At 70.9% G+C, this 24518-nt stretch carries 22 protein-coding genes and 7 tRNA genes; 17 read left to right on the forward strand and 12 right to left on the reverse strand.

The features are described 5' to 3' along the window. Positions 1-51 precede the first annotated feature (51 nt). The 7 genes from Q5694_RS07455 (at position 52) to Q5694_RS07485 (ending at position 5601) form a co-directional block, all read left to right on the forward strand. Positions 52-124 (forward strand) — tRNA-Glu (locus Q5694_RS07455). Between the two features lie 36 nt (positions 125-160). Beyond that, positions 161-235 (forward strand) — tRNA-Asp (locus tag Q5694_RS07460). A 24-nt stretch (positions 236-259) separates the two neighbouring features. Beyond that, positions 260-333: transfer RNA gene (locus Q5694_RS07465), tRNA-Phe, on the forward strand. A gap of 112 nt (positions 334-445) precedes the next feature. Further along, entirely contained in the window at positions 446-793 is a 348-nt protein-coding gene (locus Q5694_RS07470) for a DUF6233 domain-containing protein (RefSeq protein WP_333931347.1), read from the forward strand. Positions 794-862: 69 nt separating this feature from the next. After that, positions 863-4807, forward strand: a complete 3945-nt coding sequence (hrpA, locus tag Q5694_RS07475; RefSeq protein WP_333931348.1) for an ATP-dependent RNA helicase HrpA — start codon at positions 863-865, stop codon at positions 4805-4807. 126 nt (positions 4808-4933) lie between these two features. Beyond that, positions 4934-5008 (forward strand) — tRNA-Asp (locus Q5694_RS07480). A 398-nt stretch (positions 5009-5406) separates the two neighbouring features. Continuing rightward, positions 5407-5601 (forward strand): DUF6274 family protein, encoded by a 195-nt coding sequence (locus Q5694_RS07485; protein ID WP_333931349.1) that lies wholly within the window; start codon positions 5407-5409, stop codon positions 5599-5601. Between the two features lie 471 nt (positions 5602-6072). Here Q5694_RS07485 and bldC read toward each other — a convergent pair whose 3' ends face one another. Then, positions 6073-6279 (reverse strand): developmental transcriptional regulator BldC, encoded by a 207-nt coding sequence (gene bldC / locus Q5694_RS07490; RefSeq protein ID WP_003949541.1) that lies wholly within the window; start codon positions 6277-6279, stop codon positions 6073-6075. A 599-nt stretch (positions 6280-6878) separates the two neighbouring features. After that, positions 6879-7724, reverse strand: a complete 846-nt coding sequence (locus Q5694_RS07495) for a hypothetical protein (protein ID WP_333931571.1) — start codon at positions 7722-7724, stop codon at positions 6879-6881. Between the two features lie 221 nt (positions 7725-7945). On the opposite strand from Q5694_RS07495, the gene Q5694_RS07500 reads away from it, so the two are divergent. Then, on the forward strand, positions 7946-9052 hold the full coding sequence (locus Q5694_RS07500) for a Leu/Phe/Val dehydrogenase (RefSeq protein ID WP_333931572.1): 1107 nt from the start codon (positions 7946-7948) through the stop codon (positions 9050-9052). A 307-nt stretch (positions 9053-9359) separates the two neighbouring features. Beyond that, on the forward strand, positions 9360-9608 hold the full coding sequence (locus Q5694_RS07505) for a DUF3073 domain-containing protein (RefSeq protein ID WP_333931574.1): 249 nt from the start codon (positions 9360-9362) through the stop codon (positions 9606-9608). An 82-nt stretch (positions 9609-9690) separates the two neighbouring features. Here Q5694_RS07505 and purM read toward each other — a convergent pair whose 3' ends face one another. The 9 genes from purM to purS all read right to left on the reverse strand — a co-directional run bounded on the left by purM (position 9691) and on the right by purS (position 18707). After that, the gene (purM, locus tag Q5694_RS07510) at positions 9691-10770 is read right to left on the reverse strand and encodes a phosphoribosylformylglycinamidine cyclo-ligase (protein WP_333931576.1); all 1080 of its coding nucleotides are present in this window, start codon (positions 10768-10770) and stop codon (positions 9691-9693) included. 45 nt (positions 10771-10815) lie between these two features. Further along, a complete protein-coding gene (gene purF, locus Q5694_RS07515; RefSeq protein ID WP_333931577.1) occupies positions 10816-12345 on the reverse strand; it encodes an amidophosphoribosyltransferase in 1530 nt (509 codons plus the stop codon). Positions 12346-12408: 63 nt separating this feature from the next. Beyond that, positions 12409-13182, reverse strand: coding sequence for an META domain-containing protein (locus Q5694_RS07520; RefSeq protein WP_333931579.1), 774 nt, complete (start codon positions 13180-13182; stop codon positions 12409-12411). Between the two features lie 69 nt (positions 13183-13251). Continuing rightward, positions 13252-14049, reverse strand: coding sequence for a maleylpyruvate isomerase family mycothiol-dependent enzyme (locus Q5694_RS07525; RefSeq protein ID WP_333931580.1), 798 nt, complete (start codon positions 14047-14049; stop codon positions 13252-13254). A gap of 5 nt (positions 14050-14054) precedes the next feature. Next, positions 14055-14891, reverse strand: coding sequence for a M23 family metallopeptidase (locus Q5694_RS07530; RefSeq protein ID WP_333931582.1), 837 nt, complete (start codon positions 14889-14891; stop codon positions 14055-14057). Positions 14892-14909: 18 nt separating this feature from the next. Further along, positions 14910-15410 (reverse strand): ArsR/SmtB family transcription factor, encoded by a 501-nt coding sequence (locus tag Q5694_RS07535; RefSeq protein WP_333931584.1) that lies wholly within the window; start codon positions 15408-15410, stop codon positions 14910-14912. Between the two features lie 101 nt (positions 15411-15511). Beyond that, positions 15512-17770 carry a phosphoribosylformylglycinamidine synthase subunit PurL gene (gene purL, locus Q5694_RS07540; RefSeq protein ID WP_333931585.1) on the reverse strand — a complete coding sequence of 753 codons (2259 nt, stop codon included), beginning with the start codon at positions 17768-17770 and terminating at the stop codon, positions 15512-15514. Continuing rightward, the gene (gene purQ, locus Q5694_RS07545) at positions 17767-18447 is read right to left on the reverse strand and encodes a phosphoribosylformylglycinamidine synthase subunit PurQ (protein ID WP_333931586.1); all 681 of its coding nucleotides are present in this window, start codon (positions 18445-18447) and stop codon (positions 17767-17769) included. The genes purL and purQ overlap by 4 nt, the downstream gene beginning before the upstream one ends. Then, the gene (purS, locus tag Q5694_RS07550) at positions 18444-18707 is read right to left on the reverse strand and encodes a phosphoribosylformylglycinamidine synthase subunit PurS (RefSeq protein WP_010045045.1); all 264 of its coding nucleotides are present in this window, start codon (positions 18705-18707) and stop codon (positions 18444-18446) included. The genes purQ and purS overlap by 4 nt, the downstream gene beginning before the upstream one ends. Before the next feature lie 267 nt (positions 18708-18974). Here purS and Q5694_RS07555 point away from each other — a divergent pair, with 267 nt between their 5' ends. The 8 genes from Q5694_RS07555 to Q5694_RS07590 all read left to right on the forward strand — a co-directional run bounded on the left by Q5694_RS07555 (position 18975) and on the right by Q5694_RS07590 (position 23545). Then, entirely contained in the window at positions 18975-19292 is a 318-nt protein-coding gene (locus tag Q5694_RS07555) for a histone-like nucleoid-structuring protein Lsr2 (RefSeq protein WP_333931588.1), read from the forward strand. Between the two features lie 134 nt (positions 19293-19426). Then, positions 19427-19498: transfer RNA gene (locus Q5694_RS07560), tRNA-Gly, on the forward strand. Positions 19499-19579: 81 nt separating this feature from the next. Further along, positions 19580-19652: transfer RNA gene (locus tag Q5694_RS07565), tRNA-Gly, on the forward strand. A gap of 127 nt (positions 19653-19779) precedes the next feature. After that, positions 19780-20751 carry an ABC transporter ATP-binding protein gene (locus tag Q5694_RS07570; protein ID WP_333931589.1) on the forward strand — a complete coding sequence of 324 codons (972 nt, stop codon included), beginning with the start codon at positions 19780-19782 and terminating at the stop codon, positions 20749-20751. Next, positions 20748-21545, forward strand: a complete 798-nt coding sequence (locus tag Q5694_RS07575; RefSeq protein WP_333931590.1) for an ABC transporter permease — start codon at positions 20748-20750, stop codon at positions 21543-21545. Before Q5694_RS07570 ends, Q5694_RS07575 begins: the two co-directional genes overlap by 4 nt. Before the next feature lie 22 nt (positions 21546-21567). Next, positions 21568-22827 carry a sensor histidine kinase gene (locus Q5694_RS07580; RefSeq protein WP_333931591.1) on the forward strand — a complete coding sequence of 420 codons (1260 nt, stop codon included), beginning with the start codon at positions 21568-21570 and terminating at the stop codon, positions 22825-22827. After that, on the forward strand, positions 22824-23447 hold the full coding sequence (locus Q5694_RS07585) for a response regulator transcription factor (RefSeq protein WP_333931593.1): 624 nt from the start codon (positions 22824-22826) through the stop codon (positions 23445-23447). Before Q5694_RS07580 ends, Q5694_RS07585 begins: the two co-directional genes overlap by 4 nt. Before the next feature lie 22 nt (positions 23448-23469). Then, positions 23470-23545, forward strand: a tRNA-Gly gene (locus Q5694_RS07590). Between the two features lie 42 nt (positions 23546-23587). Here the strand turns inward: Q5694_RS07590 and Q5694_RS07595 are convergent. Next, entirely contained in the window at positions 23588-24487 is a 900-nt protein-coding gene (locus Q5694_RS07595) for a phosphoribosylaminoimidazolesuccinocarboxamide synthase (protein WP_333931594.1), read from the reverse strand. Positions 24488-24518: the final 31 nt, after the last annotated feature.

Consider the following 24518-nt stretch of genomic DNA (forward strand, 5'->3'; position numbering starts at 1 on the left):
ATATGCTTCTCACGTCCCCGACGCGCTGAGAAGCGCCCAGGCGGGCCGATAGCCCTCATCGTCTAGCGGCCTAGGACGCCGCCCTTTCAAGGCGGTAGCACGGGTTCGAATCCCGTTGGGGGCACGCACCACCCTGTGCGACACTGTCGTACGAAAGCTTGGTCCTGTGGAGCAGTTTGGAGTGCTCGCCACCCTGTCAAGGTGGAGGCCGCGGGTTCAAATCCCGTCAGGACCGCTGAGGTTTCACGTGAAACCTCGTGGCTGGGTAGCTCAGTTGGTACGAGCGTCCGCCTGAAAAGCGGAAGGTCGCCGGTTCGACCCCGGCCCCAGCCACAACCGCCCTATCAGGGCATGAGCCCCTCTCCGGGATTCCGGAGAGGGGCTCTTTCGTATGTCCTGGGGGGGCGGGGTGACGGGTGGGACGCTCGACTCTAGAATCGAACACGTGAACGAGGAACCGCCGTCCCGGCTCGAGCTGCTGCGCTTCGCGCGTCGTGTGGTGGTCCGGCAGGCCAAGGCGGCCCTGGCCCAGATCGACCGGTGGATCGCGGTGGAGCAGACCCGCGAGGCCGAGCGGCGCCAGGGACTCGCAGCCCGCCCACCCGCCCCGCAGTGGCTGCTCGAACGGGGACTGTCCGGCCACGACCCGGTGTACGTGCACGTCGGCGGCTGCTGGAACGCCGGGAAGCGGTCCAAGGGGCTGGAACGGGACGAGGCACGCCGGGCCCTGGCCGACGGCGTCAAGCCCTGCCCCCAGTGCCGCCCGGACAGCGCGCTCGGAATCCTGGACTAGCCGCCCCCGCGGGACCCGGGGCAAAAGCGTTCGCCACGAATTTCCCGGGGATGAGATCCTGGATCGCGTATGTCTACGCACCCCGCCCCCGCCCTCGGCGCCCTCGCCCCCCGTCTGACCGAGCTGTCCCTGCGCGACGCGCATCGGCTCGGGCGGCGGCTCGAAGGCGCGCGCAAGATCCGTAAGCCGGAGGCACGGGCCGCCGTGCTCGCCGAGATCGAGGCGGAGATCGCCAGGGGCGAGGAGCGGATGGCGCGCCGCCGGGCCCGCGTGCCCGAGGTCACCTACCCCGAGCAGCTGCCCGTCAGCCAGAAGAAGGACGACATCGCGGCCGCGATCCGCGACCACCAGGTCGTGATCGTCGCCGGCGAGACCGGTTCCGGCAAGACCACGCAGATCCCCAAGATCTGCATGGAGCTCGGCCGGGGCGTGCGCGGCATGATCGGCCACACCCAGCCGCGCCGGATCGCCGCCCGGACCGTCGCCGAGCGCGTCGCCGAAGAGCTGAACACCCCCCTCGGCGAGACCGTCGGCTGGAAAGTCCGCTTCACCGACCAGGTCGACCCGGACGCCACCTTCGTCAAGCTCATGACGGACGGCATCCTGCTCGCCGAGATCCAGACCGACCGCGAGCTGCGCGCCTACGACACGATCATCATCGACGAGGCCCACGAGCGGTCCCTCAACATCGACTTCCTGCTCGGCTACCTCGCCCAGCTGCTGCCCAAGCGCCCCGACCTCAAGGTCGTCATCACCTCGGCGACGATCGACCCGGAGCGCTTCTCCCGGCATTTCGGCGACGCCCCGATCATCGAGGTGAGCGGCCGTACGTACCCGGTGGAGGTGCGCTACCGGCCGCTCCTCGAAGAGGACGGCGACGACGCCGACCGCGACCAGATCACCGCGATCATCGACGCCGTCGAGGAACTCCAGAAGGAGGGCCAGGGCGACATCCTGGTCTTCCTCTCCGGCGAGCGGGAGATCCGCGACACCGCCGACGCCCTGACCAAGAAGAACTACCGCTCCACGGAGATCCTGCCGCTCTACGCCCGGCTCTCCCACGCGGAGCAGCACCGGGTCTTCCAGCCGCACACCGGCCGCAGGATCGTTCTGGCGACGAACGTCGCCGAGACGTCCCTGACCGTCCCGGGCATCAAGTACGTCATCGACCCCGGCTTCGCCCGCATCTCGCGCTACAGCCACCGCACCAAGGTGCAGCGCCTGCCGATCGAGCCGGTCTCGCAGGCCAGCGCCAACCAGCGCAAGGGCCGCTGCGGCCGTACCTCCGACGGCATCTGCATCCGCCTGTACAGCGAGGACGACTTCGACGCCCGCCCGGAGTTCACGGACGCGGAGATCCTCCGGACGAACCTGGCCTCCGTCATCCTGCAGATGACCGCGGCCGGCCTCGGCGACATCGAGAAGTTCCCCTTCATCGACCCGCCGGACCACCGCAACATCCGCGACGGCGTGCAGCTCCTGCAGGAGCTGGGCGCCCTCGATCCGGCGCAGAAGGACCCCCGCAAGCGGCTCACCGACACCGGCCGCAAGCTCGCCCAGCTGCCCGTCGACCCGCGCCTGGCCCGCATGGTCCTGGAGGCCGACAAGAACGGCTGTGCCCGCGAGGTCATGGTCATAGCCGCCGCGCTGTCCATCCAGGACCCGCGCGAACGTCCCGCCGACAAGCAGACCCAGGCCGACCAGCAGCACGCCCGCTTCAAGGACGAGACCAGCGACTTCCTGGCCTACCTCAACCTCTGGCGCTACCTGCGCGAGCAGCAGAAGGAACGCGGCTCGTCCTCCTTCCGCCGGATGTGCAAGCAGGAGTACCTCAACTTCCTTCGCATCCGTGAATGGCAGGACATCTACACGCAGTTGCGCACGGTCGCCAAGCAGATGGGCATCCACCTCGACGAGGCCGACGCCCCGGCCGACCGCATCCACCTCTCCCTCCTCGCCGGCCTGCTGTCCCACATCGGCATGAAGGACGTGAAGGAGGGCGCGAAGAACGAGTACCTGGGCGCCCGCAACGCCAAGTTCGCGATCTTCCCCGGCTCGGCCCTGTTCAAGAAGCCCCCGCGCTTCGTGATGTCGGCCGAACTCGTGGAGACCTCCCGCCTGTGGGCCCGGGTCAACGCCAAGATCGAGCCGGAGTGGGTCGAGCCCCTCGCCCAGCACCTGATCAAGCGCACCTACAGCGAGCCGCACTGGGAGAAGGACCAGGCGGCCGTGATGGCGTACGAGAAGGTCACGCTGTACGGCGTGCCGATCGTGGCGCAGCGGAAGGTCAACTACGGCCGGATCGACCCGGAGACCAGCCGCGAGCTGTTCATCCGCAACGCGCTCGTCGAGGGCGACTGGCGCACGCACCACAAGTTCTTCTCGGACAACCGCCGTCTGCTCACCGAGGTCGAGGAGCTGGAGCACCGCGCGCGGCGCCGGGACATCCTGGTCGACGACGAGACGCTGTTCGACTTCTACGACCGGCGCATCCCCGAACACGTCGTCTCCGGCGCGCACTTCGACTCCTGGTGGAAGCGCAAGCGGCACGAGCAGCCCGACTTCCTCGACTTCGAGCGCGAGATGCTCATCAACGAGAAGGCGGGTGAGGTCACCAAGGCCGACTACCCCGACTCGTGGCGCCAGGGGAACCTCAAGTTCCGGGTGACGTACCAGTTCGAGCCGGGTGCGGACGCGGACGGCGTGACCGTCCACATCCCGCTCCAGGTCCTCAACCAGGTCACGGACGAGGGCTTCGACTGGCAGATCCCGGGTCTGCGCGAGGAACTGGTCACGGAGCTGATCCGCTCCCTGCCCAAGCCCATCCGCCGCAACTACGTGCCCGCGCCGAACTACGCCAAGGCGTTCCTGGACAAGGCGGTGCCCCTCCAGGAGCCGCTGACGGCGACCATGGCGCGCGAGCTGCGGCTCATGGTGGGCGTCCCCTTCGAACCGGCCGACTTCGACTGGTCCAAGGTCCCCGACCACCTCAAGATCACGTTCCGGATCGTCGACGAACGGCGCCGGAAGCTGGCCGAGGACAAGGACCTGGAGGCGCTGAAGCTCCGGCTGAAGCCCAGGGCCCGCAAGGCCCTCTCGCAGGCCGCGGCGGCCACGGCCGAGCGGCAGGGCGGCGAGTCCCTGGAACGCAAGGGCCTCACCGACTGGACGATCGGCGCGCTCACCCGCGTCTTCGAGACGCGCCGGGCCGGTCAGCCGGTGAAGGCCTACCCGGCACTGGTCGACGACGGCGACACGGTCTCCGTACGCCTCTTCGACACGGAGGCCGAGCAGGCCGAGGCCATGTGGAAGGGCACGCGACGGCTGATCCTGCGCAACATCCCGGTCAACCCGGCGAAGTTCGCCTCCGAGAAGCTGACGAACGCGCAGAAGCTCGCCCTGTCCGCCAACCCGCACGGCTCGATCCAGGCCCTGTTCGACGACTGCGCCACGGCGGCCGCCGACAAGCTGATCGGGGACTTCGGCGGACCGGCGTGGGACGAGGAGTCCTACCGCAAGCTGTACGACAAGGTCCGTGCCGAGATCGTCGACACGACGGTCCGCACGGTGGGTCAGGTGCAGCAGGTCCTCGCCGCCTGGCAGGCCTGTGAGCGCCGCCTGAAGGCCGTACGCAGCCCCGCGCTGCTGCCGAACCTCCAGGACGTGCGGGAACAACTCGACGCGCTCGTGAAGCCGGGCTTCGTGACGGAGGCGGGTCTGCGCCGGCTGCCGGACCTGATGCGCTATCTGGTGGCCGCCGACCGGCGTCTGCAGCAGATGCCGACGAACGTCCAGCGCGACACCACGCGCATGGAGAAGGTCCACGAGATGCGGGACGAGTACGCCTGGCTCCTGGAGCAGATGCCGCAGGGGCGGCCGGTCCCGCCGTCGGTGCTGGACATCCGCTGGATGATCGAGGAGCTCAGGGTCAGCTATTTCGCCCACGCGCTGGGCACGGCGTACCCCGTCTCCGACAAGCGGATCGTGAAGGCGATCGACGCGGCGGCACCGTGACGGCGTGCGCACGCAGGGTGAGTTCGACCCGGGGCCCACGCTCCTGTACAGTCTCTTCTCGCAGCGCAACGCACCGATCGCGCAGCGAAACTCCCCCAGTTCCTTGAGGCCTGGGAGGGGCTCCCAGGTCCTGTGGAGCAGTTTGGAGTGCTCGCCACCCTGTCAAGGTGGAGGCCGCGGGTTCAAATCCCGTCAGGACCGCAGTAGAGAGGCCCGGATCTTCGGATCCGGGCCTCTCGGCGTTCCGGGCCGGGTCCAGCCGGGCCGGGCCGCGCCCGGGGCTGAGCCGCGATCGGACACGGCGCGTCCCGCCAGGGCCGCAGAAGAGAGAAGCCCGGGTCCTCGTCCCCGGGCCCTGGTTGCCCGTTCACGTCGTTCACGCGCGGCCCTCCTCCTCCCGCGCGCGCGAACCGGCCTCCTGTGCCCGACACCCCGTCAACCACGCCCGCGTCCCCACCACGTGGCTCCTGGCCTCCCCTGAGGGCACGTCGCAGCCCTTGAGGGCGCCTCCCGGGCGTCTCGCGCCGTCTTGACGGTCCCTCAATCGATCGGTACCCCGGAACCAGGGCCGTTCCCCGTACGGCCCCTGGAGGTGGCGTATGGCGGCATCGGCTAGGCACGAGACGCGGGCGCTGCTCCGCGCGCACCTGGCGGCCGCGTCGTCGTACCGGCATCTCACCCGGCACTGCCCGATCTGCCATCGCCTGCTGCGGCTGGCGATGGAGTCCGCTCCGCGGGCCGCCGCCGAAGCCGAGCCGCCGGCCCGCGAGGACGAGAGCCCCGCACCCGCCTGACCGCCGCCGCCCCAACACCCGTGCGGGCGGCGGGTGGTGGAACCGGACGCTCCTCTACCGCACCGGGAGGCAAGCCGACAAGCCGCGCGGTATGTGACGGGAGTCACCGCATGTTCCGGGAGAAGTGCGGTACTTACGCCCCTCCTACAACAGGTCAATTTAATATGTGCAATTGCACCCCTCAGGCGGCCCCTGCCCGGAGGGATCCCGCACCCGGCGCGCACCCGCCCCCCAGACTCCGAGAGGGCCGCTCACCGGCGGGCCGGAGGACCGGCACGAGGGCACAAAAAAGATCGCGCTGGACCCGGCGGAGTCCAGCGCGATCGACGACGCACCCTGTCATATGCCTGGAACGCTCTGACTGGCTTGGGCGTGGGGGCTGTTGGGGCAGCACCCCGCGTCGCTTGGAGCTGTGGGCCCGGACGTCACGGTCGGTTGGGGGACGGACCGATTCGACCGGTATTCAGTTGTTCAGGCCTCGCTGCGCTGCTGCGGGATGCCCGCGAGCAGAGCGCGGACCTCGGCCTCGCGGTAGCGCCGATGCCCGCCGAGCGTGCGGATCGACGTGAGCTTGCCGGCCTTCGCCCACCGCGTGACCGTCTTGGGGTCGACGCGGAACATGGTGGCGACCTCAGCCGGGGTCAGCAGCGGCTCGGCATCAGGGGTGCGAGCGGTCATGAGCGGCCTCCTCGGGAGAACCGAACCTTCTCGGTTCTTTCCTCTAAATTCTGCACCTTGACCCGCGTTGCCCGAAATGGCGGACGCGAGTCGAGTCGGTTATAGGACGAACGGCTTGTCCTCGGCACTACAACTACACCATCTGTCCAGCCGCGTCGGCCAAACCGATGGAATTGCCCCTCCAGGTGTTCATCAGCGACGGAAGCCGATGGACCATGCCATAGCGGACAGTCACACCGCTGTGACGATCAGTCACGCGGTGATCAAGGAAGGCACCAGACCCCCCAAAGCGTGCAATGCTGAGATTCCGCCCATAGTGCAGCACTACAGGACGGAGGAGCCCTCCCCGGACTCCTTGTCCTATTTTGGCATGAGGAGGGGCAAGCGGCGCAAGGGCCTCGTACGTGCAGTCCGTCACGCTTGGCCTACTTGCGAGCTCTGCCCGGATCGGGCCCTACGTCCCTTGTTGACGACGCCTCAGGAAACGCTCGGCCCGCTTCAGGAACTCGGTGCGAGGACGAAACCCCAAATCGGGCGGTTCGTCAAACGTCAGTTCGTGACCGACCGCGAGCGGTGCGTGCCGAGGGCGAGGTCAGGGGTCAGTTGGCGGACCGCAGATCCCGTACGGAGCGCCACCGCTCGACGAGCCGGGCGTACGCCTCACCGGCGGCCGTTCCGTCGCCCCGACGCAGCGCGGCGATGCCCTCGGCCACGTCCGCGGCGGAGTGGTCCTCCTCCAGCGCCCCGGCCGGCAGCGCGTGCACCAGGCCGCCGTAGTCCAGTTCCACCAGCGAACGCGGGTGGAACTCCTCCAGCCATCGCCCGACGTCCACCAGGCCGTCGATCAGCGGCCCCTCGTCCATCGCCTCGCGCAGGGCGCGCAGCCCCCGGGCCACGCGCCGCCGGGCCTGGACCATGGGGGTGCGGTAGCGAAGGACGGGCGGGCTGCCCGCGGAGGCGCCCTGGTCGTACTCCCGCTCCTCGTCGGAGACCAGGACGAACCAGTTGATCGGCACCTGCCAGGTCGCCGTGCGGATCCACGGGCGGGCGTCCGGGTGGTCGGTCAGCCAGCGCTCGTAGTCCTGGGCCGCCTGGTCGCGCAGGAGGGGCGGCAGGACCGCGTCCAGCACGGGGGGCGGCAGCTCCCCCGAGAGATCGTCCAGGGCCTGCCAGCCGCGCAGCCGGGTGCGCCAGGGGCAGACGCAGACCACCCCGTCGACGTCGAGCACGAAGGCGTCCTCGCTCTCGTGCACCGGCACGGGCACGGGCGGGGTGGGCGCCAAGTCGGCCAGCGCCCGGCGCAGTTCGTCCTGGTAGGAGGGGCGGTCGCTGCGGCGTGCGTAACGCGCCCAGTGGCTGCGCTCGGGCTCGGGGAAGGCGGCCAGCGGCTCGTACACGCGCAGATAGGTCGCGTACGGGACGATCACCGAGGTCACCTTGGGCACGCCTGCTCCCTCCCCCGCGCACCGCCGCGAAAACCTGCCGTACCCGTCGCGGTCGCACGGGAAGTACCTGCAAATCGTCGCACGGGAGTACTCCGCTCGGAGGTGATCCTGAGCACGGTGCGGCCGACCGGGCCGCCAGGCTCTAATCTCGTGCTCAACAGTCCCCGCCACCCGCACGGGGGCCGCCTCCACCCGCCGCAACTTACTCAGGAGTCACCACAGTGACCGACGTAACCGGCGCACCTGCTGATGTCCTGCACACCCTGTTCCACTCGGACCAGGGAGGACATGAGCAAGTCGTGCTCTGCCAGGACCGCGCGAGCGGCCTCAAGGCCGTCATCGCCCTGCACTCCACCGCCCTGGGCCCCGCCCTCGGCGGCACGCGCTTCTACCCCTACGCCACCGAGGCCGAGGCCGTCGCCGACGCGCTGAACCTGGCCCGGGGGATGTCGTACAAGAACGCCATGGCCGGTCTCGACCACGGCGGCGGCAAGGCCGTGATCATCGGTGACCCGGAGAAGATCAAGTCCGAGGAGCTGCTCCTGGCCTACGGCCGGTTCGTCGCCTCGCTCGGCGGCCGGTACGTCACCGCCTGCGATGTCGGCACGTACGTGGCCGACATGGACGTCGTGGCGCGCGAGTGCCGCTGGACGACCGGCCGCTCGCCGGAGAACGGCGGCGCCGGCGACTCCTCCGTCCTCACCGCCTTCGGCGTCTACCAGGGCATGCGCGCCTCCGCGCAGCACCTGTGGGGCGACCCCTCGCTGCGCGGCCGCAAGGTCGGCATCGCCGGCGTCGGCAAGGTCGGCCACCACCTGGTGGAGCATCTGCGGGCCGAGGGCGCCGAGGTCGTCATCACGGACGTGCGCGAGGACGCCGTGGGCCGCATCCTCGCCGCCCACCCGACGGGCGTCACGGCCGTGGCCGACACCGCCACCCTGATCCGCGTCGAGGGCCTGGACGTCTACGCCCCCTGCGCGCTCGGCGGGGCCCTGAACGACGACACGGTGCCCGCGCTCACCGCCAAGGTGGTCTGCGGCGCGGCCAACAACCAGCTCGCCCACCCGGGTGTGGAGAAGGACCTCGCCGACCGCGGGATCCTCTACGCGCCGGACTACGTGGTGAACGCGGGCGGTGTCATCCAGGTCGCCGACGAGCTGCACGGCTTCGACTTCGACCGGTGCAAGGCGAAGGCGGCGAAGATCTTCGACACCACGCTGGCCATATTCGCACGTGCGAAGGAAGACGGCATTCCGCCGGCCGCCGCCGCCGACCGGATCGCCGAGCAGCGCATGCAGGACGCCGCCGCGGCGCGCCGGGCCGGCTGACCCGGCCCGGTACCCGGAGTCTCGTACGTTTGACCGGTACCCGCCGGTGGGCAGTTAGAGAGAACTCTCACTTCTCCCGGCGGGTCGACCGCCGATAAGTGGTTAAAATCGCGGTTGACCAGCGAGGACGGGGCGCCTCGAAGGTCCTGGGCGCGGGCACGTCATGCGGGCGACGTACCGTATGGGCGCGGGCTCAGGTACCGTGGAAGCCCTACGGACCGGTCTCTCTGCGGAGAGTCCGTGCCGGACCATGAACGCGTGTCAAGACTCTGGGGCCGTCGAGCCCCGTCGTTGAGGGGGTCGAGCCATGGGGCGCGGCCGGGCCAAGGCCAAGCAGACGAAGGTCGCCCGCCAGCTGAAGTACAACAGCGGTGGGACTGACCTCTCACGCCTGGCCGAGGAGCTGGGTGCATCGCCTTCGAATTCGCAGCCGCCTAACGGCGAGCCGTTCGAAGACGATGATGACGACGACCTGTACGCACGGTACGCCGACCTCTACGAGGACGACGACGAGGACGAGGACGGCCAGTCCTCGCAGCATCGTCGCGGCGCTTGACCTTGCACTGAGCACTCACCCGGTCGGTGACCGTCGGTCACCGACCGGGTTCTGTGCTGCGTGCGGGTGATGGGCCCGTGTCTCAGCTCGCGTAGTCACCGATCAGGGCGGCACCCGTGGGGTGCTCGCCCCGTTCCGTGATCTCGCCCGCGATCCAGGCGTCCACGCCGCGGTCGGCGAGGGTCGCCAGGGCCACCTCGGTGGACTCCTGGGGCACGATCGCGATCATGCCCACGCCCATGTTCAGCGTCTTCTCCAGCTCCAGGCGCTCGACCCGGCCGGTCCGGCCGACGAGGTCGAAGATCGGGGCGGGGGTCCAGGTGGAGCGGTCGACGATCGCGTGCAGCCCGTCGGGGACGACACGCGCCAGGTTGGCCGCGAGGCCGCCGCCGGTGACGTGGCTGAAGGCGTGCACGTCGGTGGTGCGCATGAGGGCCAGGCAGTCCAGCGAGTAGATCTTCGTGGGCTCCAGCAGCTCCTCGCCGAGGGTGCGGCCGAGCTCCTCGATGTGCGCGTCCAGCGCGAGGCCCGCCTGGTTCAGCAGGACGTGCCGGACGAGGGAGTACCCGTTGGAGTGAAGACCGGAGGACGCCATGGCGATCACCGCGTCACCCGTACGGATGCGATCCGCGCCGAGCAGCCGGTCGGCCTCCACGACGCCCGTGCCGGCACCGGCGACGTCGAAGTCGTCCTCGCCCAGCAGGCCCGGGTGCTCGGCCGTCTCGCCGCCGACCAGGGCGCACCCGGCCAGCACACAGCCCTCGGCGATGCCCTTGACGATCGCGGCGACCCGCTCGGGGTGCACCTTGCCGACGCAGATGTAGTCGGTCATGAACAGCGGCTCGGCGCCGCACACCACGATGTCGTCCATGACCATCGCGACCAGGTCGTGGCCGATGGTGTCGTAGACGCCCAGCTGCCGGGCGATGTCGACCTTGGTGCCGACGCCGTCCGTGGCGGAGGCGAGCAGCGGGCGCTCGTAGGCCTTCAGGGCGGAGGCGTCGAAGAGGCCGGCGAAACCGCCGAGTCCGCCGAGGACCTCGGGGCGCTGCGCCTTCTTCACCCACTCCTTCATCAGCTCGACGGCGTGGTCGCCGGCTTCGATGTCGACGCCCGCGGCTGCGTAGCTGGCGCCGCCTTCGGCAAGGGGTTTCTCGGACATGGCTAAGGAGAACCTTCGTGTCGTACGGCGGGTGTTACGGGCCGTCTACGGGCGGCGGATCGCGTCGGCTGCGGCCGTGGCGGCCGGGCCGGCGGCCAGCTCCGTCTCCAGCAACTGCTTGCCGAGCAGCTCCGGGTCGGGGAGCTCCATCGGGTACTCGCCGTCGAAGCAGGCGCGGCACAGGTTCGGCTTGGCGATGGTGGTCGCCTCGATCATGCCGTCGATGGAGATGTACGCCAGCGAGTCGGCGCCCAGGGAGGTGCCGATCTCGTCGATCGTCATGCCGTTGGCGATGAGCTCGGCGCGGGTGGCGAAGTCGATGCCGAAGAAGCAGGGCCACTTCACGGGCGGTGAGGAGATCCGGATGTGGACCTCGGCGGCGCCCGCCTCGCGGAGCATGCGGACCAGGGCCCGCTGGGTGTTGCCGCGCACGATCGAGTCGTCGACGACGACCAGGCGCTTGCCCTTGATGACTTCCTTCAGCGGGTTCAGCTTCAGGCGGATGCCCAGCTGGCGGATGGTCTGCGAGGGCTGGATGAAGGTCCGGCCGACGTAGGCGTTCTTCACCAGGCCGGCGCCGAACGGGATGCCGGAGGCCTCCGCGTAGCCGATGGCGGCGGGGGTGCCGGACTCCGGGGTCGCTATGACCAGGTCGGCCTCGACCGGGGCCTCCTTCGCCAGCTTGCGGCCCATCTCCACGCGGGAGAGGTACACGTTCCGGCCGGCGATGTCGGTGTCCGGGCGGGCGAGGTAGACGTACTCGAAGACGCAGCCCTTGGGCTTCGCTTCCGCGAATCGGGAGGTGCGCAGGCCGTTCTCGTCGATGGCGACGAACTCGCCGGGCTCGATCTCGCGGACGTAGGAGGCGCCGCAGATGTCCAGGGCGGCGGACTCGGAGGCGACGACCCAGCCGCGCTCCAGCCGGCCGAGGACCAGCGGGCGGATGCCCTGCGGGTCGCGGGCCGCGTACAGGGTGTGCTCGTCCATGAAGACGAGGGAGAAGGCGCCCCGGACCTGCGGGAGGATGCTGTGCGCGGCCTCCTCGATGGTCAGCGGCTTGCCGTCCTCGTCCGTCTGGGCCGCGAGGAGCGCGGTGAGCAGGTCGGTGTCGTTGGTCGCCGCGACGCGCGGGGCCCGCCCGCCCTCCTGCTTGGGCAGGTCGGCGACCATCTCGGCGAGCTGGGCGGTGTTGACGAGGTTGCCGTTGTGGCCGAGCGCGATGGAGCCGTGCCCGGTGGCACGGAACGTCGGCTGGGCGTTCTCCCAGACGGAGGCACCGGTGGTCGAGTAGCGGGCGTGTCCGACCGCGATGTGACCCTGGAGCGAACCGAGGGAGGTCTCGTCGAAGACCTGGGAGACCAGGCCCATGTCCTTGAAGACGAGGATCTGTGAGCCGTTGCTGACCGCGATACCCGCGGATTCCTGGCCTCGATGCTGGAGGGCGTAGAGCCCGAAGTACGTGAGCTTGGCGACCTCTTCGCCCGGAGCCCAGACACCGAAGACGCCACAAGCGTCCTGGGGGCCCTTCTCGCCGGGGAGCAGGTCGTGGTTGAGTCGTCCGTCACCACGTGGCACGCCACCGAGTGTAGGCGAGGTCGACCGTTGGTCCGAATTGGGGATACCGGACTTTTCCGTGGATCACCGCGCGGCGACCGCACGCACCTCGGTGCCGTTCTCGCTGGTCAGCGTGAGGGTTTGATGATCGACCGCGTACTTCGGCCTCGCCTCGAAAAGTCGCAGCAGCGTCTTCTCGCCGGTCATGAGTGAGTCTTCGCACATCATTCGGGTGGTGGCGGGGCGGCCCAGGGTGATATGGCCGTCGCTGACGGTGGCCTTGGCGTCGACCTTGTTGCAGCCGAGGCTGCCGGAGACGGTGCCCTTGTCCTCGTCGAAGGTGAGGTGGGCGCGCCCCTGGAGGTCGGGGCTGGTGACGGTCCACCGGGTGCCGGCCAGCGGGTAGTCCTTCGCCTTGCTGAGCCGGACGGTGGCGCCCTCGTCGGAGGTGAGGGTGAGCCGGTCGCCGCCGGTCTCGGCCTTCAGTTCCCGGCCGGACAGGGCGCGGGCCAGCGTCGCCTCGAAGGCCATGGGCCGTTCCGCGCAGGCCATCTCGGTGGCCATGGTCCTGCCGAGGCGGACGCGGTCGCCGTCGACCTCGGCCTCGGCGCTGAACGTGTTGCAGCCGAAGCTGCCTTCGGCGCGGCCCTTGTCGATGGTCACGTGGGCGCCGGCGGGCGCCTGCCGGGTCCTCCCGGCCGCGGTGACGCTGTCCACGCTCCACCGCACGCCGGTGACCTGCTGTCCGGTCCCGGCCGAGGCGCTGCCGCCGTCCGCCTTCTCGCTGCCGCACGCCGCCAGGAGCGGGACGAGCATGGCGGCGGCCGTCAGGGTCATGCGCTGCTTCTGCTTGTCCATGTCACTTCGACGGAACACCCGGGGGGATCGGTTCCCCTTGTGCGGGCGGCGTCCCGCGAGGCCGGGCCGTCACCCCATGAGCGGCAGGTGGGGCGACAGGTCGGCCCGCTCGCCGCTCGCGCCGACCTGCGCGTCCCGCAGCGCCCGGGCCCACTCCAGCCGTCCGGTCGCGAGCCGGATCCAGGTCAGCGGGTCCGTCTCGACGACGTTGGGCGGGGTGCCCCGGGTGTGCCTCGGTCCCTCGACGCACTGCACCACCGCGTACGGCGGCACCCGCACCTCCGTCGAGCCGCCCGGGGCCTTGACGGCGAGCGCGTCGGCCAGCAGGCGGGTGCAGGCGGCCAGGGCCTGACGGTCGACGGGGATGCCGAGGCCGGGAACGGCATCGTTCAGGTCGTCGGTGTGGACGACGAGTTCGACCGTGCGCGTGACCAGGTAGTCGGCGAGGGTCATGGCACCGGTCCGCGCGGCCAGGACGCGGCTGCCGGGGGCGTCCGCGAGCTTCTTCGTCAGGCGCTCGGCGGTCTCGGCGTACAGCGCGTCGAGGTCCGGGTGGGCCGCGGCCAGTCGCCGGGTGCCGTCGTCGATGTCGGCGGCCCGGGCGGCGGTGGCGGCGGGCCAGTCGAGCAGGCCGAGCTCCGGGCGGGCGGGCTCTTCCCGGTCGAGGTTGCGGCTGACGGCCTCCACGGCCATGGTCACGTGGGCCGCCAGCTCCCGTACGGTCCAGTCGCCCAGCCTCGTGGGCAGCGCGAGTTGCTCCGGGGTCAGGCTCCCGACGGCCTGCCGCACGTGCCCGAACTGGCCGAGCACGGCTGCGCGGATCTTGACGGAGTCGTAGCTGCGGGTGCGCTTCTTGGCCGGGGGCATGGGGCTCAGCCTAGGACGGCCGCGCCCTCGGGTGCCTCGAAGACCTCCCGGTTGCGCGGGACACCGATGCCCCGCCAGCTGAAGGGGACGCCCCGGGCGGCGTCGGGGTCGGGGGCGTCCATCAGCTGGAAGTGCAGGTGCGGCTCGGAGGAGTTGCCGGAGTTGCCGCAGCGGGCGACGGGCTGCCCGGCGCGCACACGGTCGCCCTCGCGGACGGTGAGCGAGCCGCGCCTGAGATGGGCGTAGGCGGCGAAGGTGCCGTTGCCCAGGTCGAGGACGACGTGGTTGCCGAGGATGTGTCCCGTACCGGCCAGTTCGCGCACCGGGCCCTCCACGAGCATCAGGTACAGCAGCCCGGGCAGGGACGTGCGGCTGAGGTGGTCGCGCCGGTGGCCGACGGCCCGTACCACGGTGGCGTCGGCGACCGCGAGGACGGGCGCGTCGTGGGCCGGGAAGAAGTCCCGGGGGCGGCGGGCGAGCGGCCGGAACCACCGGAATCCGGGACGGGCGCCCGGCGCGGGTTCGGCCACGATGTCGATGGCGTAGGTCTGGCCGTGGGCGTGGATGCCGTGGCTGGGCGTCCGGTCGGCCGGGCTGTTCAGCGCGGACCAGCGGCCGGTGACGGGCGGTGCCACCTCGACGGGCTCTCGGGCGAGCCGGGGGCTGTCCGGGGCCCCGCCCCACCGGTTGGCGACGGTGAGCACCGCGTATGCGAACGCCAGGGGCAGGAAGTCCCACCAGGCCGGGTGGTCCCAGCCGAGGCGGACGTGGGCGATCACCAGCCCGATGAAGGCCAGTTGCAGGCCCCGGAAGGCCGCCATGCCGAGCTTGCGTACGGACATCCGCTCCCCCTGTTCGCGCTACGGCCGGACCGTCGCCAGGGCGACCAGCAGCGGGACGACCCGCCCCGGCGGCACTTCGTTCCGGCCCCGCCCCGTCGTGTGCAGCCAGCCCGTCGCGGTGAGCTGGCGCAGGTGGTGGTAGATCTGGCCGGTGGTGCCGACGCCGTCCAGTTCGGCGAGTTCGGCCGCGGTGCGCCGGCCGCCGAGGATCTCGCGCAGCAGCCGCAGCCGCACCGGATGACCGAGCGCCGCGAACGACTCGGCCGCCGCCGTCCCGTCGGCGTCCAGCAGGTCCTCGGTGAGGGCCGTCATCTGCCAGGCGTACTCCTCACCCGTGGGCAGCCGCACGGACCCGGTGTAGAGGACGCCTCCGTCGGCGATGCCCGCCTCGGACAACTGCTCCTTCAGCCCGTCGAGCGCCCAGAAGTCGCCCCCGTCGATGCGGGGGCCGGTACGCCCGGCGCCTTCCAGGGCCGCGAGCCGGCGTTCGAGGTCGGCCACGCGTCCTTCGAGATCCATGTCCAGAGATTACGGAAGTACGTAATCCCGTGCAAGGGGACGGGCACGCCGAAGCCCCCGTCCGGGAACGGAACGTCCGGGCGGGGGCTTCGGGAGGTGCGTCAGGCCAGGAGGGACGGGATCGTCGCCTCGTGGGCCTCGCGGAGCTCGGACAGGGAGAGGGCGAACTCGCCCTGGACGTCCACCGTGTCGCCGTCGATGACGCCGATGCGGGTGGCCGGCAGGCCCCGTGCACGGCACATGTCGTTGAAGCGGACCTCCTCCGAGCGCGGCACGGCCACGATCGCGCGGCCCGCCGACTCGGAGAACAGGAAGGTGAACGCGTCCAGGCCGTCCGGGACGATCAGGCGCGCGCCCTTGTCCCCGAGCAGCGCCGACTCGACCACGGCCTGGATCAGACCGCCGTCGGACAGGTCGTGCGCGGAGTCGATCATGCCGTCGCGGGAGGCGGAGATCAGGATCTCGGCCAGCAGGCGCTCGCGCTCCAGGTCGACCTTCGGGGGCAGGCCGCCGAGGTGGTCGTGGATCACCTGCGACCAGGCCGAGCCGCCGAACTCCTCATGCGTGTCGCCGAGGAGGTAGAGCAGCTGGCCCTCCTCCCGGAAGGCGACCGGGGTGCGGCGGGCGACGTCGTCGATGACGCCCAGGACCGCGACCACCGGCGTCGGGTGGATGGCGGCCTCGCCCGTCTGGTTGTAGAGCGAGACGTTGCCGCCCGTGACCGGCGTGCCGAGCTGCCGGCAGGCGTCCGCCAGCCCGCGCACGGCCTCCGCGAACTGCCACATGACCGCCGGGTCCTCGGGCGAGCCGAAGTTCAGGCAGTCGGAGACCGCGAGCGGCTTGGCGCCGGTGGTGGCCACGTTGCGGTACGCCTCCGCCAGGGCCAGCTGGGCACCGTGGTACGGGTCGAGCTTGGCGTACCGGCCGTTGCCGTCGGTGGCGATGGCCACGCCGAGGCCGGTCTCCTCGTCGATCCGGATCATGCCGGAGTCCTCGGGCTGGGCGAGGACGGTGTTGCCCTGCACGAAGTGGTCGTACTGGCTGGTGATCCAGGACTTGGAGGCCTGGTTCGGGGAGGAGACCAGCTTCAGGACCTGGTCCTTCAGCTCCTCGGAGGTCTCCGGGCGGGGCAGCTTGTTCGCGTCGTCCGCCTGGAGGGCGTCCTGCCAGGAGGGGCGGGCGTAGGGGCGCTCGTAGACCGGGCCCTCGTGGGCGACCGTGCGCGGGTCGACGTCGACGATCTTGCCGCCGTGCCAGTAGATCTCCAGGCGGTCGCCGTCGGTCACCTCACCGATGACGGTGGCGATGACGTCCCACTTCGCGCAGATCTCCAGGAAGCGGTCGACCTTCTCCGGCTCGACGACCGCGCACATGCGCTCCTGCGACTCGCTCATGAGGATCTCCTCGGGCGAGAGCGTGGAGTCGCGCAGCGGGACGTCGTCCAGGGTGACGCGCATGCCGCCGGAGCCGTTGGACGCCAACTCGCTGGTGGCGCAGGACAGTCCGGCCGCGCCGAGGTCCTGGATGCCGACGACGAGCTTCTCCCGGAACGCCTCCAGGGTGCACTCGATGAGGAGCTTCTCCTGGAAGGGGTCGCCGACCTGCACGGCGGGGCGCTTGGAGGGCTTGGCGTCGTCGAAGGTCTCCGAGGCCAGGATGGAGGCGCCGCCGATGCCGTCGCCGCCGGTCCGGGCCCCGTACAGGATGACCTTGTTGCCCGCGCCGGACGCCTTCGCGAGGTGGATGTCCTCGTGCCGCATGACGCCGATGGCACCGGCGTTGACCAGCGGGTTGCCCTGGTAGCAGGCGTCGAAGACGACCTCGCCGCCGATGTTGGGCAGGCCCAGGCAGTTGCCGTAGCCGCCGATGCCCGCGACCACGCCCGGCAGGACGCGCTTGGTGTCGGGGTGGTCGGCGGCGCCGAAGCGCAGCGGGTCCACGACCGCGACCGGGCGTGCGCCCATGGCGATGATGTCGCGGACGATGCCGCCGACACCGGTGGCCGCGCCCTGGTAGGGCTCGACGTACGACGGGTGGTTGTGCGACTCGACCTTGAAGGTGACCGCGTAGCCCTGGCCGACGTCCACCACGCCGGCGTTCTCGCCGATGCCGACGAGCATGGCGTCGCTCTCGGGCGCCTTCTCGCCGAACTGGCGCAGGTGCACCTTGGAGGACTTGTACGAGCAGTGCTCGGACCACATGACCGAGTACATGGCGAGCTCGGCCCCGGTGGGCCGGCGGCCGAGGATCTCGACCACGCGCTCGTACTCGTCCTTCTTCAGGCCGAGTTCGGCCCAGGGCAGCTCGACGTCGGGGGTCGCGGCCGCGTGCTCGACCGTGTCCAGAGGCGTCCGGCTCATGCGTTGACCAGCTTCTTGAGGATCGAGGTGAAGAACGGGAGGCCGTCGGTGCGGCCGGTGCCGATCAGCGGCTCGACGGCGTGCTCGGGGTGCGGCATGAGGCCGACCACGTTCCCGGCCTCGTTGGTGACGCCGGCGATGTCCCGCTGCGAGCCGTTGGGGTTGAGGTCGAGGTACCGGAAGGCGACCCGGCCCTCGGCCTCGAGCTTGTCGAGCGTGTACGCGTCGGCGACGTACTGCCCGTCGTTGTTCTTCAGCGGGATGTGGATCTCCTGGCCGGCCGTGTAGTCCGTCGTCCAGGCGGTCTCGGCGTTCTCCACCCGCAGCTTCTGGTCGCGGCAGATGAAGTGCAGGTGGTCGTTGCGCAGCATCGTGCCGGGCAGCAGGTGCGCCTCGGTGAGGATCTGGAAGCCGTTGCAGATGCCGAGGACCGGCAGACCGGCCTTCGCCTGCTCCAGCAGCGGGTCCATCACCGGCGAGAAGCGGGCGATGGCGCCGGCCCGCAGATAGTCGCCGTAGGAGAAACCGCCGCACAGCACCACGGCGTCGACCTGCTTGAGGTCCTTGTCCTTGTGCCACAGGGCGACCGGCTCGGCCCCCGCCAGACGGATCGCGCGCTGCGTGTCCCGGTCGTCCAGACTTCCCGGAAAAGTGACGACGCCGATACGAGCGGTCACTTCACGGCCTCCGCGACTTCCTCGACCCGGACGGTGAAGTCCTCGATCACGGTGTTCGCGAGGAAGGACTCCGCAAGATCGTGAATGCGGGCGAGGGCGGCCTCGTCGACCGGCCCGTCAACTTCCAGTTCGAAACGCTTTCCCTGGCGGACGTCCGAGATCCCTTCGAAACCCAGCCGCGGCAGTGCGCGCTGCACCGCCTGGCCCTGGGGGTCGAGGATCTCCGGCTTGAGCATGACGTCGACTACGACGCGTGCCACTGGCACTCCCGGTGTGTGGTGCTGAGCAGGTTCCTTCAGACTACCCGCACAAAATTTCTACGCGCGTCGACTTGGAGGAAACTACGTGACCGCCATCACGATCCGGCATCAGGGGTCGCACACGCGAAATTTTCGGGAAAGATTCCGGATCGACACCCGAAACCCATTGCGTACGGACACGCAAAGGGATTTAGTCGGGCTTCATCAAGTATTGCCGGGCACTGTACAAATGAATTGGCATAGTGCCGCAAGAAGGGACCGATATCCGTGGCGCAGAAGGTCGTGGTCACCCTCTTCGACGACATCGACGGCTCGGAAGCGGCGGAGACGATCGCTTTCGGACTGGACGGCACGTCGTACGAGATCGACCTGAGCGAGGTCCACGCCGGCGAGCTGCGGAAGGCCCTCGCGCCCTACGTGGAGGCCGGCCGCAAGCGTTCCCGCTCGGGCCGGGCGTACCGGCAGACGGAGGTCGCCCCGGACCCCGCGGCCGTGCGCGCGTGGGCACAGGCCCACAAGATGGAGGTCCCCGCGCGCGGACGCATCCCCAAGAAGGTCTACGAGGCGTTCGCCGCCGCCCGGTGACGCTCCGTCCGGGCCGGGCCGGCGGCCGCCCACCGGCCCCTCGCGGCAACCGACTTGCGCAGCACCCCCGCTGATCAGCTAGAGTCTGGAGCACGCCGAGGGGCGAGGCCGAAAGGCCCGGCCCACGGAGACATGCGGGTGTAGTTCAGTAGTAGAACATCCCCCTTCCAGGGGGAAGGCGCAGTGTGCGATTCCTGTCACCCGCTCTGCACCGCCGTACCGGCCACTGTTGTGGATCAGGTAGGCTGGTGCCCGCACCGATCGGTGAAAGCCGGTCGGGAGCACATGCGGACGTAGCTCAGTTGGTAGAGCGCAACCTTGCCAAGGTTGAGGTCGCGAGTTCGAGCCTCGTCGTCCGCTCGGGAATGAGGCCCCGGTCCTTCTGGACCGGGGCTTTTTCGTTCCCCGGCCCCGTTCTGACATTTGTCATGCCGAGTGATGACAGCGCGCACTGCTCGCGGCCCCGTGCGGGCGGAACGCTGAAGGCATGGAAACCAACGGACACGAGCACGTGATCGAGGTCACCGACCTGAGGCGTGTGTACGGGGGCGGGTTCGAGGCGGTCCGCGGGATCAGCTTCTCCGTCCGGCGCGGCGAGGTCTTCGCGCTGCTCGGCACCAACGGCGCGGGCAAGACGTCGACCGTGGAACTGCTGGAGGGACTCGCGGCACCGGCCGCCGGCCGCATCCGGGTCCTCGGGCACGACCCGTACACCGAGCGGGCCGCCGTACGGCCGCGCACCGGCGTGATGCTGCAGGAGGGCGGCTTCCCCTCCGAGCTGACCGTCGCGGAGACCGCGCGGATGTGGGCGGGGTGCGTCAGCGGGGCCCGGCCGCCGGCCGAGGTGCTGGCACTGGTCGGGCTGGAGTCCAGGGCCGGCACCCGGGTCAAGCAGCTCTCCGGCGGCCAGCGGCGCCGGCTGGACCTCGCGCTCGCACTGCTCGGCGACCCCGAGGTGCTGTTCCTGGACGAGCCGACCACCGGGCTGGACGCCGAAGGCCGCCGCGACACCTGGGAGTTGGTCGGTGCCCTGCGCGACGGAGGCACCACCGTGCTGCTCACCACGCACTACCTCGAGGAGGCCGAGAACCTCGCCGACCGGCTGGCGATCATGCACGAGGGACGCATCGCCACCACCGGCACCCCGGCCGAGGTGACCGCCACCGAGCCCTCGCGGATCTCCTTCGAACTGCCCGACGGCTACTTCGTCGGCGACCTCCCGCCGCTCGCCGAACTGGGCGTCAGCGGCCACGAGACCGACGGCCGGACCGTCCGGTTGCGCACCCACCAACTGCAGCGCACGGCCACCGAGCTGCTCACGTGGGCCGCGCGGGCCCGCGTCGAGCTGCGCCGCCTGGACGTGCGGTCGGCGTCCCTGGAGGAGGCGTTCCTCGGGATCGCCCGGCAGGCCTCCGCGGATCACGCCGCGGGCACGACGACGAAGGAGTACGCGGCATGAGCGCCACCGGCACCACCCCCCGCCCCGCGGCGACGACCCCGCTCAGCCGGATGACGGCTCTCGCCCGCGCCGAGCTGACCCTGCTCGGCCGGACCCGGGGCGCCCTCGTCGCCGCGCTGTTCGTGCCGCTCGTGCTGCCGGCCAGCGCCTCGCAGGCGGCCAAGGAGATGGACCTCGCCAAGGCCGGGCTCGACACGGGCACCTTCGTGCTGCCCGCCGCGATCGGCTTCTCCCTGCTGTTCGCGGTCTACTCCGTGCTCGTCGGCACCTTCGTCGTCCGGCGCGAGGAACTCGTCCTCAAGCGGCTGCGCACCGGTGAGCTGCGGGACGGCGAGATCCTGGCCGGAGCGGCCCTGCCGGCCGTGCTCACCGGGCTCGCGCAGAGCCTGCTGCTGGCGGCGGCGTGCACCGTACTGCTGGACGTGGCCGCGCCCGCCGCGCCCCATCTGGCCGTCCTGGGGCTGCTGGCGGGGCTGGTGCTGTGCGCCGCCCTGGCCGCGGCCACCGCGAGCTTCACCCGGACCGGCGAGAGCGCCCAGGTCACACCGATGCCGCTGATGATGGTCTCGATGGTCGGCTCCGGGATGTTCGTCCCGCTCCAGCTGCTGCCGGACAAGGTGGCCTCCGTCTGCGAGCTGCTGCCGCTGACGCCGGTCGTCACCCTGGTGCGCGGCGGCTGGACCGGCGACCTGTCCGGCCCCGAGGTCCTCGGCGCCCTCGCCGTCGCGGTGGCCTGGACCGCCGTCGCCGTGTTTGCTGTACGGCGGAGGTTCCGCTGGGAACCGCGGCGCTGAGCGAACCGGGAAGGGCGGACCGATGCGCGGGCCTGGCAGGTGGTGGCGGCGGAAGACCACGCCGGAGAAGGTCGAGACGTACACGCGGTGGTCGTTCCACTTCTTCGCCGTGATGGAGTTCTTCTCCGTCGGGCTGACCTCGGCCGCCCCGCTGGGACCGCGGCTGGGCACCGCCGCCATGCTGGTGGTGGCCGTGCACGCCACCCTCTGTTTCGTGACGGTCTCGGCGGCGGTGGACTGGACGCGCGGCCGCAGGCCGCAGCCCACGGGACTGCTGTGGGCGCTGGCCGCCGTCACCGCCGTGATCGCCGCCGCCGCGATCGCCCTGGCCGAGCACGGACCCGAGGGCGAGGGCTTCGACACCGCCGCCGGAGGCGTCTTCGGAGTCATCCTGATCTTCGGCCCGGGCATCATCGCGCTCGGCGTGCGCGACCGGCGGCGCGCCTTCGGGATCGCGGGCGCCTTCGCGGCGGGCACCTGGATCGTCACCTTCGCCATCGGCGCCTCCCCGCTCACCGCCCTCTTCACGGCACTGATCGTGCTGGCCGGCGGCATGTTCATCGCCTTCACGGCCGTCTTCTCCGTCTGGCTGCTCGACGCCGTCTACGAACTCGACGAGGCCCGCGAGACCCGGGCCCGGCTCGCCGTCGCCGAGGAGCGGCTGAGGTTCGGGCGGGACCTGCACGACGTCATGGGGCGCAACCTCGCCGTGATCGCGCTCAAGAGCGAGCTGGCCGTGCAACTCGCCCAGCGGGGGCGGCCCGAGGCCGTGGCGCAGATGGTCGAGGTGCAGCGGCTCGCGCACGAGTCGCAGCGGGAGGTGCGGGAGGTCGTGCGCGGCTACCGCGAGGCCGACCTCGGGTCGGAACTGGCCGGGGCGCAGGGCGTGCTCACGGCGGCCGGCATCGACTGCACGGTCACCGGCGCCGTCCCCGCGGGCCTGCCGGCCGGGGTGCAGTCCGCCCTCGGCTGGGTCGTCCGGGAGGCCGCGACCAACGTCCTGCGGCACGGGGACGCCCGGTGGTGCGAGGTACGGCTGTCGACGACGGAGGGGCGCGTGGTGCTGTCGGTGGAGAACGACGGGGTCGCGGGCGGGCAGGAGCCGTCCGGCCCGCCCGGTTCCGGGATCGCCGGGCTGCGGGAACGGCTGGCCGGCATCGACGGGACGCTGGAGGCGGGGCCGGTGGACCAGGGGCGGTTCCGGCTGACCGCGCGGATCCCCCTGCCGGTGCCCACCACCCCGGCCGACGCTCCGACGAGCGTGAGCGAGATCACACGATGAAGAACGGGGGGACGACCGTGCGGCTGCTGCTCGCCGACGACGAGCACCTGATCCGTGGCGCGCTCGCCACGCTGCTGTCGCTGGAGGAGGACCTCATGGTCGTCGCCGAGGCGGCCACCGGACCGGAGGCCCTGGCGATGGCCCGGGCGCACAAGCCCGACGTGGCCGTGCTGGACCTGCAGATGCCCGGCGCCGACGGTGTGAAGGTCGCCACATCCCTGCGCACCGAACTGCCCGCCTGCAAGGTCCTCATCGTCACCAGCCACGGGCGGCCCGGGCACCTGAAGCGCGCGCTGGAGGCAGGGGTGCGCGGCTTCGTGCCGAAGACGGTGAGCGCGCAGCGGCTCGCCGAGATCATTCGCACCGTGCACGCCGGGAACCGCTACGTCGACCCGGAGTTGGCCGCCGACGCGATCGCCGCCGGCGACTCGCCGCTGACCGCGCGGGAGGCCGAGGTACTGGAACTCGCCGCCGACGGGGCCCCCGTCGCGGAGATCGCCGAGCGGGCCGCGCTGTCCCAGGGGACCGTGCGGAACTACCTGTCGTCGGCCGTGTCGAAGCTCGGGGCGGAGAACCGGCACGCGGCGGTGCGGCTCGCGCGGGAGCGAGGTTGGGTATAGTGGTTCCCGCGCCACGGCGCATGCGAACGTAGCTCAGTTGGTAGAGCGCAACCTTGCCAAGGTTGAGGTCGCGAGTTCGAACCTCGTCGTTCGCTCCAGTGACAAGCCCCCCGGTTCCGGCCGGGGGGCTTGTCCGTTTCCTACGACCAGCTCGTGCCGGTGAGGCGCTCGTACGCCTCCACGTACTTGGCGCGCGTGGCGTCGACGACCTGCTGCGGCAGGGCCGGGGGCGGCTGCTCGCTCCCGCGGTCCCAGCCGGACTCCGCCGAGGTCAGCCAGTCGCGCACGAACTGCTTGTCGTACGACGGCTGCGCCCGGCCCGGCTCCCACTGGTCGGCCGGCCAGAAGCGGGAGGAGTCCGCGGTCAGGACCTCGTCGGCGAGGACCAGGGTGTCGCCGTCGAAGCCGAACTCGAACTTGGTGTCCGCCAGGATGATGCCGCGCTCCCGGGCGATGTCCCGGCCGCGGGAGTAGACCGCGAGGGTCGCCTGGCGCAGCCGGGCCGCGGTGTCGGCGCCGACCTGACGGGCGACCTCCTCGTAGGAGACGTTCTCGTCGTGCTCGCCGACCTCGGCCTTGGTGGCCGGGGTGAAGATCGGGGCGGGCAGTTCGCTGCCGTCGGTCAGGCCCTCCGGCAGGGCGAGGCCGCAGACCGTGCGGGTCTCGTCGTACTCGGCGAGGCCGGAGCCGGTGAGGTAGCCGCGGGCCACGCACTCCACGGGGATCATCCGGAGGTTCTTGCAGACGAGCGTGCGGCCCTCCCAGTCGGCGGGGGCGCCCGCGGGCAGGTCCGTGCTCAGGACGTGGTTCGGGACCAGGTCGGAGAGCCGGTCGAACCACCACAGGGACAGCTGGGTGAGGATCCGCCCCTTGTCGGGGATCTCGGTCGGCAGCACCCAGTCGTAGGCGGAGATGCGGTCGCTGGCGACCATCACGAGGTCGCCCGCCTCGTTCCGGTACAGCTCGCGCACCTTGCCGGTGTGCAGGTGCACCAGACCCGGAACCTCGATCGGCTCGGGTTTTTCGACGAATCCGGACACGGTTCCTCCCCGTGGTTCTGTCCAAGTGGCT

Origin of the sequence: Streptomyces sp. AHA2, assembly GCF_036857595.1 — a bacterium.
Lineage (GTDB): Bacteria > Actinomycetota > Actinomycetes > Streptomycetales > Streptomycetaceae > Streptomyces.

Coding starts and splice junctions, on each gene's coding strand:
- hrpA (WP_333931348.1), top strand. CDS start 863: ATGTCTACGCACCCCGCCCCCGCCCTCGGCGCCCTCGCCCCCCGTCTG.
- Q5694_RS07485 (WP_333931349.1), top strand. CDS start 5,407: ATGGCGGCATCGGCTAGGCACGAGACGCGGGCGCTGCTCCGCGCGCAC.
- bldC (WP_003949541.1), bottom strand. CDS start 6,279: ATGACCGCTCGCACCCCTGATGCCGAGCCGCTGCTGACCCCGGCTGAG.
- Q5694_RS07505 (WP_333931574.1), top strand. CDS start 9,360: ATGGGGCGCGGCCGGGCCAAGGCCAAGCAGACGAAGGTCGCCCGCCAG.
- purM (WP_333931576.1), bottom strand. CDS start 10,770: ATGTCCGAGAAACCCCTTGCCGAAGGCGGCGCCAGCTACGCAGCCGCG.
- Q5694_RS07520 (WP_333931579.1), bottom strand. CDS start 13,182: ATGGACAAGCAGAAGCAGCGCATGACCCTGACGGCCGCCGCCATGCTC.
- Q5694_RS07525 (WP_333931580.1), bottom strand. CDS start 14,049: ATGCCCCCGGCCAAGAAGCGCACCCGCAGCTACGACTCCGTCAAGATC.
- Q5694_RS07530 (WP_333931582.1), bottom strand. CDS start 14,891: ATGTCCGTACGCAAGCTCGGCATGGCGGCCTTCCGGGGCCTGCAACTG.
- Q5694_RS07535 (WP_333931584.1), bottom strand. CDS start 15,410: ATGGATCTCGAAGGACGCGTGGCCGACCTCGAACGCCGGCTCGCGGCC.
- purL (WP_333931585.1), bottom strand. CDS start 17,770: ATGAGCCGGACGCCTCTGGACACGGTCGAGCACGCGGCCGCGACCCCC.
- Q5694_RS07570 (WP_333931589.1), top strand. CDS start 19,780: ATGGAAACCAACGGACACGAGCACGTGATCGAGGTCACCGACCTGAGG.
- Q5694_RS07575 (WP_333931590.1), top strand. CDS start 20,748: ATGAGCGCCACCGGCACCACCCCCCGCCCCGCGGCGACGACCCCGCTC.
- Q5694_RS07580 (WP_333931591.1), top strand. CDS start 21,568: ATGCGCGGGCCTGGCAGGTGGTGGCGGCGGAAGACCACGCCGGAGAAG.
- Q5694_RS07585 (WP_333931593.1), top strand. CDS start 22,824: ATGAAGAACGGGGGGACGACCGTGCGGCTGCTGCTCGCCGACGACGAG.